The organism is Aquimonas voraii, from assembly GCF_900101825.1.
GTDB lineage: Bacteria > Pseudomonadota > Gammaproteobacteria > Xanthomonadales > Xanthomonadaceae > Aquimonas > Aquimonas voraii.
The window spans coordinates 1-14,966 of the sequence record NZ_FNAG01000006.1 but is presented as its reverse complement, the minus strand read 5'-3'; the positions used below and the strand labels follow the sequence as shown (position 1 = coordinate 14,966).

General features: G+C 65.8%; 14 protein-coding genes. 3 read left to right on the top strand and 11 right to left on the bottom strand.

Going from position 1 to position 14,966, the window contains the following annotated elements:
• Positions 1-27 precede the first annotated feature (27 nt).
• Positions 28-366 carry an NHLP-related RiPP peptide gene (locus BLP83_RS11000; RefSeq protein WP_091242585.1) on the top strand — a complete coding sequence of 113 codons (339 nt, stop codon included), beginning with the start codon at positions 28-30 and terminating at the stop codon, positions 364-366.
• A 157-nt stretch (positions 367-523) separates the two neighbouring features.
• Here the strand turns inward: BLP83_RS11000 and BLP83_RS10995 are convergent, their stop codons facing one another.
• The 3 genes from BLP83_RS10995 to BLP83_RS10985 form a co-directional block, all read right to left on the bottom strand.
• Entirely contained in the window at positions 524-901 is a 378-nt protein-coding gene (locus BLP83_RS10995; protein ID WP_176764147.1) for an NHLP-related RiPP peptide, read from the bottom strand.
• 110 nt (positions 902-1,011) lie between these two features.
• Positions 1,012-2,208, bottom strand: a complete 1,197-nt coding sequence (locus BLP83_RS10990; protein WP_176764146.1) for a putative peptide maturation dehydrogenase — start codon at positions 2,206-2,208, stop codon at positions 1,012-1,014.
• Between the two features lie 253 nt (positions 2,209-2,461).
• The gene (locus BLP83_RS10985) at positions 2,462-2,926 is read right to left on the bottom strand and encodes a hypothetical protein (protein ID WP_091242579.1); all 465 of its coding nucleotides are present in this window, start codon (positions 2,924-2,926) and stop codon (positions 2,462-2,464) included.
• A gap of 110 nt (positions 2,927-3,036) precedes the next feature.
• Here BLP83_RS10985 and BLP83_RS10980 point away from each other — a divergent pair, with 110 nt between their 5' ends.
• A complete protein-coding gene (locus BLP83_RS10980) occupies positions 3,037-3,309 on the top strand; it encodes an NHLP-related RiPP peptide (RefSeq protein WP_091242577.1) in 273 nt (90 codons plus the stop codon).
• Positions 3,310-3,355: 46 nt separating this feature from the next.
• Here the strand turns inward: BLP83_RS10980 and BLP83_RS10975 are convergent, their stop codons facing one another.
• Together BLP83_RS10975 and BLP83_RS10970 are read right to left on the bottom strand one after the other, a co-directional pair.
• Positions 3,356-6,010, bottom strand: a complete 2,655-nt coding sequence (locus BLP83_RS10975; protein WP_091242574.1) for a putative peptide modification system cyclase — start codon at positions 6,008-6,010, stop codon at positions 3,356-3,358.
• A 140-nt stretch (positions 6,011-6,150) separates the two neighbouring features.
• Positions 6,151-7,302 carry a putative peptide maturation dehydrogenase gene (locus tag BLP83_RS10970; RefSeq protein WP_176764145.1) on the bottom strand — a complete coding sequence of 384 codons (1,152 nt, stop codon included), beginning with the start codon at positions 7,300-7,302 and terminating at the stop codon, positions 6,151-6,153.
• Between the two features lie 92 nt (positions 7,303-7,394).
• On the opposite strand from BLP83_RS10970, the gene BLP83_RS10965 reads away from it, so the two are divergent.
• Positions 7,395-7,646: an NHLP-related RiPP peptide gene (locus BLP83_RS10965; protein WP_091242569.1), complete on the top strand. Its 252-nt coding sequence runs from the start codon at positions 7,395-7,397 to the stop codon at positions 7,644-7,646.
• A gap of 72 nt (positions 7,647-7,718) precedes the next feature.
• Here the strand turns inward: BLP83_RS10965 and BLP83_RS10960 are convergent, their stop codons facing one another.
• From BLP83_RS10960 to hslV, 6 genes are all read right to left on the bottom strand, one after another.
• Positions 7,719-10,271: a putative peptide modification system cyclase gene (locus tag BLP83_RS10960; protein WP_176764144.1), complete on the bottom strand. Its 2,553-nt coding sequence runs from the start codon at positions 10,269-10,271 to the stop codon at positions 7,719-7,721.
• A gap of 127 nt (positions 10,272-10,398) precedes the next feature.
• Positions 10,399-10,593 carry a hypothetical protein gene (locus BLP83_RS18330; RefSeq protein WP_143006652.1) on the bottom strand — a complete coding sequence of 65 codons (195 nt, stop codon included), beginning with the start codon at positions 10,591-10,593 and terminating at the stop codon, positions 10,399-10,401.
• A gap of 125 nt (positions 10,594-10,718) precedes the next feature.
• Positions 10,719-11,453, bottom strand: coding sequence for a hypothetical protein (locus BLP83_RS18325; RefSeq protein WP_143006651.1), 735 nt, complete (start codon positions 11,451-11,453; stop codon positions 10,719-10,721).
• A gap of 781 nt (positions 11,454-12,234) precedes the next feature.
• A complete protein-coding gene (locus BLP83_RS19270; protein ID WP_281187125.1) occupies positions 12,235-12,366 on the bottom strand; it encodes a hypothetical protein in 132 nt (43 codons plus the stop codon).
• 228 nt (positions 12,367-12,594) lie between these two features.
• Positions 12,595-13,926, bottom strand: coding sequence for an ATP-dependent protease ATPase subunit HslU (gene hslU / locus BLP83_RS10955; RefSeq protein WP_425389006.1), 1,332 nt, complete (start codon positions 13,924-13,926; stop codon positions 12,595-12,597).
• Positions 13,927-14,100: 174 nt separating this feature from the next.
• On the bottom strand, positions 14,101-14,649 hold the full coding sequence (gene hslV, locus BLP83_RS10950; RefSeq protein ID WP_245680022.1) for an ATP-dependent protease subunit HslV: 549 nt from the start codon (positions 14,647-14,649) through the stop codon (positions 14,101-14,103).
• Positions 14,650-14,966 lie beyond the last annotated feature (317 nt).

Below are 14,966 nucleotides of genomic sequence, written 5' to 3'. Positions count from 1 at the left end.
CTTCGATCCGCTCGGGAGATTTGACCCATGGACCAGTACACAGCCCACAACCAGACCCTCGACACCGCCAACGATGCGCAGCTCGAAGCAGCCCCGACGCGCTCGCTGAGCCAGGCCCAGGGCCAGGCTCTGCTCGCGCGTCTGGCGCAGGACGATGCGTTCCGCGCGATCTATGCCGCCGATCCGGCGACGGCCCTGCTGTCGATCGGCGTGCCGGCCGAGGTGATCGGCATGCTCGACCGCAAGTGTCTGCGCGAGCGGCAGCTGGCGGACAAGGCGGTGTTCGAGGCGCTGCTGCGGGACATGCGAAGCCAGACGACCAGTGTCGCGATGGCGATGCATGTTCCCAGGCTTTCCTTCGCGTAGCGCGCGTCGGCGGGGGGCTGGGCGTAACGGTGCCGCCGCGCGCGCCTCCTGCCGGGGCTGTCGGTTCCGGCTCAGCCTTACACGTTCGATGTTCCCGAGGGAGGCGGGGCAGCTCGCGCTGCCCCGCCTCGCCTCGCTCTTGGCGGTGGCCCGCAACTCAGCGAATGCGGATCTGCGGCACGGACATATCCATGCGATACGCTGTAGCGCCAGCCTGCATCGCGTCCAGCAGCTCGGCGAACACGGCCTTGTCCGCCAGGCGGCAGGTCGTGGCGGCGCTGGGTTCCAGCAGGCGCAGGGCTGCTTCCGGCGCAAGGCCCAGCTGCTCCAGCGCCTGCTGCGGGTGGTTCAGCGTCAGCGCGCGAAAGCTGTCGCTGCTGGCCAGCAGACGCACCAGCTCCAGCGCCTGCTGCTGGCTCAAGCGTGGCCGCGGCGCCTGCTGCGGCGGCGTGCCGGTATCGGCTGCGCTTGAGCGGTCGAAGGCGTGCGCGGAGTGATCAAGCGTGGAGCGGTTCAGGGCATCGAACTGCGACATGGAAACCTCCTGGATTTCTGAGATGAAAACCCTGGCCGCAGGCGCGTCAGGGGCAGAACCGAACCCGGCGCAGATCGCGCCCGGCTCGAAACGTGCAGGCAGGGCGGCGCTCAGCCCTGCGGCTCGGCCGTCCATGCCGGCCACACCTGCTTCAAGGGGTCGAACTCCAGCACCTCCATGCGCTCGCCGCGCCAGCCGAAGCCGGTGACGGCGATCACCCCTTCCTGCATGGGGTCGAGCCCGAAGGCGTCTTCGATGTCGCCCTCGTTGACGGCGGCGGTGATGAAGGCGCCCAGGCCCAACTCGGTGGCCACCAGGTACTGCATCTGCGAGAGGTGGCCGGAGTCGAGAATGACCGCGCGGTAGGCCTTGGCGTGGTTGCGGTACTTCCAGTAGTTGCGACGGAATCGCGCCGCCAGGATCACCTGCACGTGTGCATCGACAAACCAGGGCTGGTGCGCCACGAACAGGCTGGCGCAGCGTGAGGCCTCTTCGTCACTCAAGGGCTGCAGCGGCTCCAGGGCGTGGGTGTCAGGGCGATAGTGGTAGAGGCCGGTCGCCAGCCCCTCGACATGGCGCACCAGCAGATAGGCCTCCACCGGGTGCAGGCCGCCGGCCGAGGGGCTGTTCTTCTTCAGCACCGGCACGCCCGACACCACGCTGCGGCCCTGCGCGCCGTACACGCGATGCAGCACAGTGGCGAGGGCCTCCAGCGGCAGCTGGCGCGAAGCATCGAAGTTGCGGCAGGTGGCGCGCAGCGGGCTGTTGGGCAGCACGTTGGCTGCCGGCGCAGGCAGGGCCTGTGCAGCCTCCGCGCTGGCGCGCGCGCGTGAGACCTCGGGCGGCGTGCCCAAGCGCTCCAGGATCTCCTGGTCGCTATTGCCCAGCGCGCCCGAGGTGCGTGCTTCTTCGCTGTTGACGCCGCGCCAGCGCAGGTGTCGATGCATCACCGCCGCCAGGCCGCGCCAGTGGCCGCTGCGCACTGCGGCGTCGGCGCGCAGCGGGGCATCGGCCTCGGTGGACTCGTCCGCGGCCAGCAGCAGTCGCTGCGCGACCAGGCTGTCGATCAGTGCGGCGCCAAAACGTTCGGCAAGTGCCGCGTGCTCCACCGCGTCTTCGCTGGAGATGTCGCCCAGCGCCGCGAGCTGCTCGGCGCTCAGCTCGATCTCGTCGTCGATATGGGCGGCCAGCGCGATCCATCGTCGCGTGCTGCTTAGGCGAGGCTGGCCCATCAGCAGCGCCTCAAGGTCGAGTTCGCGAACCTCGCGGGGTTCGATCAGCAGGGCATGACAACGGCGTAGGCGCATGGGGTTCTTCGCAGAACGTGGGAGGGGAATGGTAGCGGTGCGCCGCTTCGTTCGGGTGGGCTGCTGAAGTGCATGCGCGCGGAACGCGCCGGGGCTGCGCAGGCGCGGCTGCGCACTGCGGCGCGCCGGCGCGCATCTGGCGAATCTGCAGCGCCCGCCAGGCTTGCCGCCAGCGCGGCCATGCCGCGCAGGTGCAGCGCGTGCCATCGCAGTGCCCGCGCGCCCTCGCAGCGCAAGCTCGCAGCGCAAGCCCTCAGGGCGAAATGAGCGCGGGTGCCAGGCTGGCGCGCGCGTCTTCGAAGCGCGGCGCTTCGGCGGTGTCGGCCAGCCGGTAGGTCACCGTCTCGCGCGTGCCGCCGACCGCACGGAAGCGGTGGACGCGTTCATCGACGTGGACCACCTCGGCGCAAAAGGCATCGCCTGCCACATGCGGCGCGTGCTCGCTGGAGGCAGTGATCTCGACGCAGGTCACCACGCCTTCGACGGTGTAGCGCCCCTCGGACCAGAAGCGGTTCAAGCCATCGGGTGTCTGCCCCCAGACCCGCAGACCGCCATCGGCGGTGACTTCTTCCCAGGCCCAGCAGCTGCGGCCCTCGTCGCGCGAGAAGCACCACAGCCCCGAGAGGGCTTCGGCAAGCGCGGCATCGCGCGGCGGGGCCGCCGCCCCGGACGCCAGGGCCGTGGAGAGCAGCGCGGCAAGCAGGGTGGGGTCGGACATGGGCAGGTCACCGGAGCGGGGAGCGTGGGCGGCGATGATACGAAAGAAGGTGCTTCACGCTGGATGCGTTTCGACTACACTCCGGCAGCGACAACCACAGGGGGGTTCACATGTCCGCATCGCTTCCGCAAGAAGCCGGCCTCAGCCTGCTCAAGCGCCTCGCCAGTGACGACGCTTTCCGCGCCCGCTTCGAGAAGAATCCACAGGCCGCACTGGAAGAAGTGGGCGTGCCGCAGGGCGTGATCGGCGAGCTCAAGTCGGCCTGTCTTGCACCGAGGGCCTTGGCTGACAAGGGGGTGTTTGAGGCGCTGGCGAAGGACGTCGCGGCTGAGCAGTTTAAGGATGCGATGATGATGATTGTGCCGACCCTGAAAGGGTACTGAGCACAAAGCTGAGAGTTACTCCCGGGCGCGTCAATCCGTAGCTTGCCTACGAGGCAGCAGGCTGTAGCTGACTCCGAATCTCTGCAAGCTCTCGGAGTGTGGCGCTGCTCAGTTCGCTCTCGTCTACGACTGCCTCGAATTCGCTGAGGTATTTCTTGGCGGCGTCGCGTTGCGCGAGCTCTAGGTGAATTCGCGCAAGCAGCAACAGCGCGCGTGATGACCAGAAGGCGTTGTAGGGCGCCAAGCCGTAGAGCACGTCTGGCTCAACATACGCTCGGCCGCGGTTCTCGCTGACCCATTTTGCATGAGCCTCGGCCGCCTCAAAGTCTCCAGCATCCACTAGCGCGCGCATCAGTTCCACCCGCATGGCGAAAGGACTAGTCACTGAAATCCGATCGCCTAGGAACTTAGCAGCCGCTGCTGCCTGTCCCTCTACTCGCATCCGCCGGGCGCGCTCCAATGCCTCGATCTGTGCCCTAACTGATTGGGATCGAGCGACGTCCCTAGGCGTTGAGGCTTCGCCTGCCAGCGGCTCGGACAGGCCAGCAGCTGCCCATGCTTCCAAGGCTCGCGTCGACGCTTCCAGTGACAGGGTTGACCGCGCTTCGCGATCCTGGTCGGAAAGCGCGCGAGCCAGAGCGGTAGCCAAAACGGAGTGATGCTCTTCGTCTTCGGCTGTGAGCACCGCGCTCTCTGCGATTGCAAGCACACGGGAAGGGAAGCCTCGCTGTCCTTCGATCGATGCTCTTGTCCGGGCGAGCAGTTCTTGGGCCTCCTTCAAGCGACCACGATCAGCCAGATGAGTCGCAAACGCCAACGCCTTGCTCGCGCCGCCCTCACTCGCATCGCTCACTGTGCCGCGTTCAAGCACTGAGCGAGAGCGGGAAAAATCCCGTTGTACCGCGTATGCCGAGCTATAGATTCTGTTCTCAACCTTCAGTCCGAGCTCTTCCGCCACCTTGAACTGCTCGATCGCCTGAAGCGGGTCGTTGCTTGCGAGTAGGAGGCTGCCGAGCAGGTAGTGCCCGACGTTGCGTCGAGGGTTGCGGGCGTCGATATTCCTCTCCACAGCCTGCCTGGCAGCTGCCAAGTCGTTCATGTATATCCACTGGTACCACGCAAGCGCTCCCCAGCCGACATAGAAGTCTGGGAACTCGATTGTCAGGGTGCGCCACGCTTCAATCGCTTCCTCCGGAGCGCTCGCGATTGTTTTTTCCAGCGCTGATGCATGTCGAATCTGGCGATGGGTCAAGCGGTTCGAGTTAGCTAGAGCGAGCTTGAGGTGCGCGAGGGCGCCTTCAGGATCGAGACGATCATTCATGATGATCGCGAGTTCCAGCGAGGCGGCTGCGAATTCCGGATCCAGCGAAAGCGCGGCATTCAACAGAGAAATGGCATCCGACACATTTCGCTCAAGAAGGAGCGCTCGTGCGCGTGTGTAAGCACTCAGTGCATCGAGATTCGGCGTCGTCACCCGCTCCAGCGCGCGCGAGTTTTCGCTGACCTGATCCACGGCTTCACCCAAGCGCCCGCGCAGCTTGCGATTCACCTCGTCCACCAGCGGCAGCACCGCTTCCGCGCCTCGCCCGTCGGCGTATTCGGAATACACCGTCGCCTGGGTATTCGGGTGGATGACTTCGGCCGTGAACCGCAGCCGCCCCCCCACTTCCGCCAGCGTCGGCAGCACCAGGGCGCGGGCGCCTTCGCGCATCGCGATCTCGGCGCCGATGCTGCGGTCCACCGGGCTGTCGCTGTCGCGCTGCATGCGCTGCAGGGTGTCGCGCACCTGCAGATCGGACAGCACGTTCACATGTCGCGACTGCTCAAGCCCGATCCGGAAGGCTTGTTCCAGCGAGTCGTCGAAGCGCGGGTCGCCGGTCAGGTTGCGCAGGTCGGCCAGCACCACCCAGTCGCGCTCGGCAAACGCGATCGCTGGCTCGGGTTTGAGGAAATGCCAGGCCGGAAGCGCCAGGGCGGCGATCAGGGCAATCGCCTCGAAGGCCAACATCACCGGTCGCCGCCACAGCGGCACCTCGCGGTGGGCTTTGCCGCTCCAGGCCGGCGCCTTGAAGGGGGCGATGCCTTCCTCGCCGATCTCGTAGACCGGCACGGCCTCGGCCACGCCCTTGAAGCGGAAGTCGCCGTGCGCTTTCCACTGCAGCCTCGACAGCGCGGCGCCCAGTTCGCTTTCGGCGCGATGGGCCAGGGTGTAGGCCACGCCCGAGAGCAGGATCTGGCCCGGCAGGGCCATGCCCATCAGGCGCGCCGCCACCGGCTTGGCCAGGCCCTCGACCTCGGTGGGCTTCGCCCCTTTGGCGATATCGGCCTCGTCGTTCTGCCAGGTCATCACCTCGCCGACGTGCAGGCCGATGCGCGCCGATACCTCGATGCCGTGCTCCAGCGAGAACGCACGCAAGCCGCGCTGGTAGGCGAGCGCGAAGGCCACGGCCTGGATGGGCCGCTCGAAAAGGCTCAGGAAACCGTCGGTCTTGTCGATCTCCTGCCCGCGGTGCTCGCGGATCAGGCCGCGCAGGAGACGGTCATGTGCGCGGATCAGCTCGGTGGCGCGCACATCCCCGAGGCGGTCGACCAGGGCGGTGGAATCGCAGAGGTCGGTGATGACCACGCTGCGCAGCAGCGCCTGCGCGCCCTCGGGCGCAGGTTCGATGTCGCTGTCATCCGGTGCAAGCTGGGCGTTCATTGGTATCGCAGCTCCTCGCACGGCAGCCGCGCGGCCGGCCCGCGGGGCAGACGCGCAGCTCAAGCGGGCTCCCGGCCCCGCGTGACGAACCCGGCGTCCGGCCAGGGTCGTTCAGGCGGTCGATTGTGCGGCAGTGCGGTTCAGGGCGCCACGGGCCAGACCGTACCGGCCGGATCCAGCTCGACCGTGGTTCGCTCGGCGGCACGGTGGCCGATGCCGCAAATCGCCAGCACGCCCTGCTGCATCGGGTCCAGGCCCAGCGCGTCTTCGATCGGGATCTCGTTGATTGCCGCAGTGATGAAGGCGCCCAGCCCGTGCTGGGTAGCGGCGAGGTAGAGGTTCTGCGAGAGGTGGCCGGCTTCGAGCGTGATTGCCCGATAGAGCTTGGGATGGTTGCGGTACTTCCACTGGCTGCGTTCGAAGCGCGCCACCAGGAACACCAGCAGCGGTGCCTGATGGAACCAGTGCTGACCCGCGACCGCAGTCAGCGCGAAGTCGCCGGGCAGCTCGTCGGGTGAACGCAGCAGATCGAGTGCATGTGCGTCCACGCGATAGTGGTAAAGGCCCGAGGCAACACCGGCAACCCCTTGCGCCAGCACACAGGCTTCGATCGGATGCAGGCCGCCGCCGCTGGGGCTGTTCTTCTTGATCGCGAAGGCACCGGGCGTGACCTCGGCGCGCGCCTGCTGACCGAACACGGCATGCAGAAGGTTGGCCGCGGTCTCGACTGTAATCGGTCGCGCCGCATCGAAATTGCGGCAGGTCACGCGACGTGCGCACAGCGCTTCGAGTGCGCCGGCCTGGGGCGCGGGCAGTGGTGTGTGCGCGCGGGCGTCGGCGCGGCGCAGATACTCGTCAGGCGGTGGCCCATAGCGCGCCACCATCTCCGCCAGCGAGCGCGGTGCATCGGCACTTTCGGGAGCGCTGGCATCCACATTGCGCCAGCGCGCATGCCGGTGCATGACGGCGCTGGGGCCGTGCCAGTGGGCGAGGGTCTCGCCGCTGTCGGGCTGCCAGCGCTGAAGCAGGCCCTGCTCAAGCCACTGCTGAAGCCGCGTTTCGCCAAGCTTGGCGCCGACCTCGGTGACTTCCGTCCAGAGCTTTCCGCTAATGCTCATCAGGGCATGGAAGTCGCCGTCGGCCAACTCGAAGGGCGCGTCGTGCAGGGGGCTCAGCACCCGCCAATGTGCCCGTGCACCAAACCCGCTGGTGCTGCCGAACAGCGTGGCCAGATCGAACTCCAGCTGCTCGACGCGCTCCGAAAAGAGCGGCTCAAGCCGACGAATCAGCATGCTAGGCTCCTGCGCGGTACAGGGCGCGCATTGTGCCGCCCGAGTGCTGACAGTCACCATACCCATCGCACCCACCACGGAGCCAGTCGATCATGTCCAACTGCGTTTTCACGCCTGAAGTCACCAACACCCTTCTCGACAAGCTGGGCAGCGACGACAGTTTCCGCGAGCAATTCCTCGGCAACCCGGCACTGGCACTGCACACGCTCGGTATCAACGTCGATCCGGCGCACGTGCCCGCCATCCGCCGTCTGCCCACCAAAGAGTCGATCCAGGCCAATCGCGCTGCTTTCGCGTCCAAGCTCGAGGGCCAGACCGGTCTCTTCATCTTCATGGTCGAGTAGCGCCTCGCCGACTGGGCCCGCGGCGAGTGCACCGTGGGCCCAGTCACGGTGGGGTCACCGTGGACTTTCCCGTCAGCCGCCGGCCAATGCTCTCAATACAGGATCTCTCAGTGCGCTCGCTTCGGCGGCTGAGCCTCGGGCGTCCGCCATGTCAGCGGCATCCAGACAGGCCCGATTGCTGTCCATCAGGTTCTGCAGCATCAGGCTAAAGCCGAAGCCCCATTCCGACATCGCCGCGCCTCGCGCCGCGCACAGCTGTCGCGCCAGCTTCTCTGCTTCTGCTGGAGCGTCGTCGCGCTTCCGTCGGTACTCGCTGCCGACCCGTTGCAGGCTGTTGACCGAGCTATGCGGTCGAGAAGGCTCGGTTCCCGTTTCCCAGGCGATCGCGCTCTGCAGCTCTTCCATCACCGGCAGCGCCAATCCGCTCTGGCGCGTGCGAATGATTTCTGCAGCCCGCAGCGCTGATTCGGTCTCGCCCCAGCGCGCCGCCCGAAGTGCAAGGGCAAGAACCAGATATTCCGTCGGTCGATCAGCGTACTCGAGGGTCGCAGTTCTGGCTGCTTCGGATTCGAGCAGTTCGACCCATGTGCTGATCTGTTGCGGGGTCGGTTGCGGCTCCACCGCCGCCCGGGCAAGCGCGAGCCGAACGCGGTCGGGAGCGGGGATCTGATCGCCGAAGCTCGATTCCAACTGGGACAGGACCTCCAGCGCTGCGGCGTGTTGCCCTTGGTCGAGATGGATCGCCGCCCTCCGCAACGCTTTCCAGGTGCGCATCTGTGGCGGTTCGGGGCGTTGGTTGAAGGTGGACGCGGCAAGCGCTTCCGCATAGCGGCGCTGCACGAGAAGGGGATCTACCTGAATGTCGAACAGTGATGTTTGGCCCTCATCGAAAGCCGCCTTCAGGGCGGCTTCCGCGGCCTCGTTATGGCCAAGCGCGACTTGCATGCTGGCGAACTGCTGCAGCGAGAAGCTGCGCAGCGGGTTCTGGATACGGCTTGCCGTGTCAAAGGCTTCGGCTGCGCCGGCAAAATCATTGCCGAAGTACCAACGCACCACGCCGAGATTCTGCGGCCCTGCCGGATAGTCTGGATAGAGCTGGCTCAACACGAGCCAGGTCTGCTGCATGGATTCATAGCTGCCAAAGAAGCTCGCGAGGCCCTCTATTCCCATCCGCTCGCGTGCGGACAAGCGCTCGGGCGCTTGGCGGGCAGCCTTGAGCGAAGCCTCGGCGGCCGCGAACTGGTCGGCCCCCAGAAAGAGGCCTGCCAGCTTTCCGTGCGCGGCCGCGAAGCCGGGGTCCAGTTCGATTGCATGCCGCAGCAGCGCGATCCCCTCGGCCGGCCTCTGTTGCGCCATCTCGCGAAGTGACAGCGAGTAGGCCTTCAAGGCCTCGAGGTTGCCGGTGGTCACCTTCTCGAGCGGCTCCGAGGTCTCGCTGATGCTGGTCAGCGATTCACCCAGGGCCTCGCGAAGTTCCTGGGTCACGGCATCCACGGCGGGGAGCAACTCCTGCAAGGACTCAGCATCACGAGAGTGGTTCGCGACGCTGCGCCCGTTGACCGGATCGATCAGATCGACACTGACGCGTACGCGCTCACCGATCTGGGCAACGCTCGGCGCAAACACGGCACGAGCGCCCTCGCGCTGGGCAAGCTGCACGGCCGCATCGCGCACGAGTGGCTGCGCGGGTTCGGCGCCCATGCGGCGCAGTGCGCTCGCCACCTGCAGATCCGAAAACAGATTCACATGCCGCGACTGCTCGATGCCCATGCGGAAGGCGGCGTCCAGCGCGTCGTCCAATCGCTCGTCGCCGGTCAGATTACGGACTTGGCTCATGACCACCCAGTCGCGCGCCGAAAACGCAATTGCCTGCGTCGGCCGCAGGTAGTCCCAGGCGAACAGGCCCAGCACCAGCAGGGCCACCGCGAACTCGGCGACCAGCACGAACGGGCGTCGCCACAGGGGCACCACGCGCTGCGCCTTGCCGCCCACGTGTGGGGGGCGCAGCGGAGCGATATCGGTCTCGCCGACCTCGTGTACGGTCACCGGCTCGGGTACGCCTTTCAGCGCGTAGTCGCCGTGGCGCCGCCACTGCGGCTGGAAGCCGGCGCTTTCCAGTTCGTCGTGGGCGCGCTGGGCGAGGCCAAAGGCCGTCGCCGACATCAACACCTGGCCCGGCAGGGCGAGCCCCATGAGGCGTGCGGCGACGGGCTTGGCCAGGCCCTCGACCTCGATGGGCTTGGCACCGCGGGCGATGTCCTCGGCGCTGTTCTGCCAGGCCATGACTTCGCCGACGTGGATCCCGACGCGCGCGCGCAGCGCTTGCCCGGCATCGCCCGCAAGCTCCCGCAAGGCACGCTGGTAGGCCAGCGCGAAGGCAGCGGCCTGCACCGGGCGCTCGAACATCACCAGGTAGCCGTCGGTCTTGTCGATCTCCTGCCCGGCGTGCTCGCGGATGAGGCGGCGGGCCAGACGGTCGTGCTGGCGCAGAACGTCTGCGGCGCGCGCATCCCCGAGGCGTTCGACCAGGGCGGTGGAATCGACCAGGTCGGCCACCAGCAGGGCACGCAGCAGCGCGACCGCGCGGCCGTCCTGCTGCTGCGTGTTTTCGAGCACGCTGCTCATTCGCCCCGGTTCCCCTTCGGCCATTCGACGCCGCTATGGCGCTGCCGGACGCCCGATTGTCGCCTGAACCGGTGACGGCCGCCATCCGTGGGGCGGCCACCGATCGATCAGGTGGCGTCCAGGCCCCTCAGAGGATGTAGCGGCTCAGGTCCTCGTCCTGCACCAGCGCGCCGAGCTTGGCGTCGACTTCCGCTTCATCGATGCGCACGGTGTCGCCTTCGCGGTCGAGTTGACCGGACTGGTCACCAGCAGGGCCTCCTGAAGCGCACCACCCCAGGTGTCGCTTGCTTCCACGACACCTTGCCCAAACGCTTGCAGACATAAGACGCCAGAACGGAGTAGGCGGTCGCGAGGTGGCCTGAACGGCGCCTTTGGGCTACTGCGAGTGCCGGCTATGCCGGTCTATCGCCCGTGAATGGACTCGCAGTGAATGCATGCAAGAAATCGCTATGCTACTGAGTGCGGACTCGTCATCTTGAGCTCGCAATCTGCTCGCAGTTCCGCGAGTCTTTGCATCGCTTTGCTGAGCTGGACTTCATGCTCGCTTCTTCTGGAAGCGGACCCAAGAACTCTCCCTGAATCAAGGTCCACGATCTTTGAATCGCGCTTGGCCGAAGGCCACGTTCCAATTAGATTTATGGATACCGTGATCTGGTCTGGAGGGAGTTGAGCATGGAAGTCGCAGAACGCGTCATAGATTATGGCTTCGCCGGGGCCGAAATCTACTGTTGTAGATGGGGTTAACTCGAATCTCGCCGAATTGGATTCGTCAACAGCGCAAGCTGTCACCGTTTGATATCCCGGGCCCCAGAAGCAGCAGCTAATCAGCGTCTGGTCGTGGTTGTGACCAATCCTGTAGATATTGGCTGCGGCGCGCTTCGCCCAGGCCGGGGTGTTTTCATTCAGGGGGTACCAAACGTTCGCGCGCAGCATCCAGCATGGCGATCGCCAAAGCACGAATGAGGTAACGTCATAAGGGTTTCGATGCTGCTCCTGCATGCCGCTTTCTACGACCTTCAGAGCCCAATTTCCCAAAATATCCCGAGTCAGACAAAGCTGCTGGAGGGCGAGGGCAGCGCGTTCATCACCTTCTGGCGATACTCCAATAGGGTTGGTCCCGAAGTCCCTAAGGAACTCGTCCAGCGAAATGGGCGGCAGACTGGTTCGGCCAAACTTCTTCATGGTCGAGATCCCAATCGTTTCCTAGCCCGGGCCTTCAAAAAGAACAAGTCGGTTTCCACGAGAGCAGAAGCCGCTCGATCCAGCGAGTCGCACGGCAGATCTCGCGCGGCGTCCAGGATCGCAGCCAGTCTGTACGGTGTCGAACTCTCAAGGCGTATGCCAGTGGATTGGAGAGTGCGGCCGCACACAACGTGAGAAAGATTGGAGCTGCCCAGAAGTCTTGCCTGGAAACTCAGGCTGCGTGAGCCTTCTGGTAATGCCAGCCCGAAGCCCGGCGGGAGAAGAATCCCGCCGCTGAAGTCTGCCCAGTCATGAACTGGAGTCAGTCTGATCTGGGTGGTTAGTGCCGAGACTGGACTTGATGATGCGTAAATCGTCGCAGCGGAGAAGAGTGGTTCAAGAAAAAGGTGAGTGCTCGGGAAACTGGATATGAGGAACGTGTTATCGGCGCGCACCTCAACAAGGCAGATCTCGATCTCGCTGCTTCGGTAAACGATGAGTCCTGTTCTCAGATCAGCGGATTCCAACGAGGTCTGGTCAAGAAACTGACGCCTGATCGTCTCTTCGGCAATCTGGATCGCAATTGGGAGAACGTCCAGGCCCAACGATCTGGGTGACCTCGCCCTTCGTGCCCCCCGCAGCAACTGGGTTAATCTGCTGTAGTCTTGAGCCGCTTGTTGCATTTACTTTCTAGCTTGGGCCTGCCGAGTGTCGAGGCGTCTGCCTGTGAGTTAGCGGCCACCGCAGGCGCCTATTGGGACCTGCAGTGGCAGTGCCTCGTTCAGGCCTCAGCCCGGAACATGAGTGCCGGGCGCTGATCCTGAGGTGGCAGCATCATGTCGTCGAAATCCGCCAACTCGGTCGATGACTGGTTCTGGGGGGGCATGACTTCTTCCATCTCATTCCGGTTCATTAGTTTTCTCCATGATCGACGGTGGCTCCGTCGTCCTGAAGACTAATTCACTCTGCACCGGTGTGCAACGGAAGCTTCACGACGGTAGTGCCGGCTGTCTTGAACTTTGCAGGCTGTCTGTTCCGGGAAACCAAATGTGCTGTTGCCCTGCCGCGCCCGGGAGCTTTCCGCCGCCCTTCGATCATCGTCTCGCAGGTGCGCGCGGCTCCTCGCCCGCCCGCTGGCGACTCAGAGGATGTAGCGGCTCAGGTCCTCGTCCTTCACCAGCGCGCCGAGCTTGGCGTCGACTTCCGCTGCATCGATGCGCACGGTGTCGCCTTCGCGGTCGGGGGCCTCGAAGGCGATCTGGTCGAGCAGGCGTTCGAGCACGGTGTGCAGGCGGCGGGCACCGATGTTCTCGCTGCGGGCGTTGACCTCGTAGGCGATGGCGGCCAGGCGTTCGATGCCGTCGTCGGTGAATTCAAGCTTGACGCCCTCGGTGCCGAGCAGGGCCTGGTACTGCCGGGTCAGCGCGGCCTTGGGCTCGGTGAGGATGCGGCGGAAGTCCTCGCGGGTCAGCGCGGTCAGTTCAACCCGGATCGGGAAGCGGCCCTGCAGCTCGGGGATCAGGTCGGACGGCTTGGCGAGGTGGAAGGCGCCGGATGCAATGAACAGGATGTGGTCGGTGCGCACCGTGCCGTACTTGGTGTTGACCATCGAGCCCTCGACCAGCGGCAAGAGGTCGCGCTGCACGCCTTCGCGGCTGACGTCGGCGCCGTAACCTTCCGAGCGCTTGGCGACCTTGTCGATCTCGTCGATGAAGACGATGCCGTTCTGCTCGCAGTTCTCGATGGCCTGCTGGCGGACCTCGTCCTCGTTGACCAGCTTGGCGGCTTCCTCTTCGATCAGCTGCGGCCAGGCGGCGCGGATCTTGACGGTTTTGCGCTGGGCTTTCTGGCCGCCGATCTGGTTGAACATCTGCCGGATCTGCTGGCCCATGTCCTCCATGCCCGGCGGGGTCATGATGTCGAGGCCGAGGTTCTGCTGGGTTTCGATCTCGATCTCGCGCTCGTCCAGCTTGCCCTCGCGCAGCTGCTTGCGCAGCTTCTGGCGGGTGTCGGAATCGCTGCCGCCCTCATCGGCCATCGGCCAGCCGGACGGGTCGCGACGGCGCGGCAGCAGGGCGTCGAGGATGCGCTCCTCGGCGCGGTCCTCGGCCTGGCTGCGCACGCGGGTCTTGGCCTGCTCGCGGTGCAGCTTGACCGCCTGGTCGGCGAGGTCGCGGATGATCTGCTCGACGTCCTTGCCGACGTAGCCGACTTCGGTGAAGCGGGTGGCCTCGACCTTGACGAAGGGCGCGTTGGCGAGCGCGGCCAGCCGCCGCGCGATCTCGGTCTTGCCCACACCCGTGGGCCCGATCATCAGGATGTTCTTGGGCGTGACTTCATTGCGCAGGCCCTCGTCCAGCTGCATGCGCCGCCAGCGGTTGCGCAGCGCGATCGCGACCGCGCGCTTGGCCGCGTTCTGGCCGACGATGTAGCGGTCGAGTTCCTGGACGATCTCGCGGGGGGTCATGTTCATTGCGCTTCGGTCCGTCGTTGCCGTGTGTGTGGAGGCTTTGGGAGGCCGGCTGGAGGGGCGGGGTTGCGAGGGGATTCGGGATTGGGGATTCGGGATTCGTAAGAGCGAAGAGCAAAATGCTCGCCGCAGCACGCTTGTACGAATCCCGAATCCCCAATCCCTAATCCCGGCAGCTCACAGCTGCTCAAGGACCACGTTGTGGTTGGTGTAAATGCAGATATCCCCCGCGATCTTCAGCGCGCGCTTCGCGACTTCGTCCGGCGGCAGATCGGTGGATTCGAGCAGGGCGCGGGCCGCGGCCAAGGCGAAGGGGCCGCCGGAGCCGATGGCGATCAGGCCGCCTTCGGGCTCGATGACGTCGCCGTTGCCGCTGATGATCAGCGAGGTTTCGCGGTCCGCGACCGCGAGCAGCGCTTCGAGCTTGCCGAGGCGGCGGTCGGTGCGCCAGTCCTTGGCCAGTTCGACGGCGGCGCGGATCAGCTGGCCGTGCTTCTCCAGCTTGGCCTCGAAGTGCTCGAACAGGGTGAAGGCATCGGCGGTAGCGCCGGCGAAGCCGGCGACGACGCGACCGTCGGCGATGCGCCGCACCTTGCGCGCATTGGCCTTCATGACCGTGTTGCCGAGGGTGACCTGGCCGTCGCCGGCGACGACGACCTCGCTGCCGCGGCGGACGCTGACGATGGTGGTGGCATGGAAGCTTTCGCGCATGGCGGCGTGGGACATGGGTGGCGGCGCGGTCGCGCCCGGAATGTCCCTAGCTGGGGGCGTGAGCGCGGGCTTGCAAGCGCGAGCGGTGCAGGCAGCATCCGCTCCGACGCTCCGACGCTCCGACGCTCCGACGCTCCGACGCTCCGACGCTCCGACGCTCCGACGCTCCGAACCCGCAAACCGAAGACCGCATAGGGTGGGCCCCGGCCGACCGGAGCTTGACCCTCGCCTCGGTCCTTGGGTTCTACCCCGATTCTGCGGACACTTTCAGGAAGGCTCATAGTGAGCTGAAGGAGTGTCCATGTCGAAGCGCAAGCGTTACACCGCGGAGT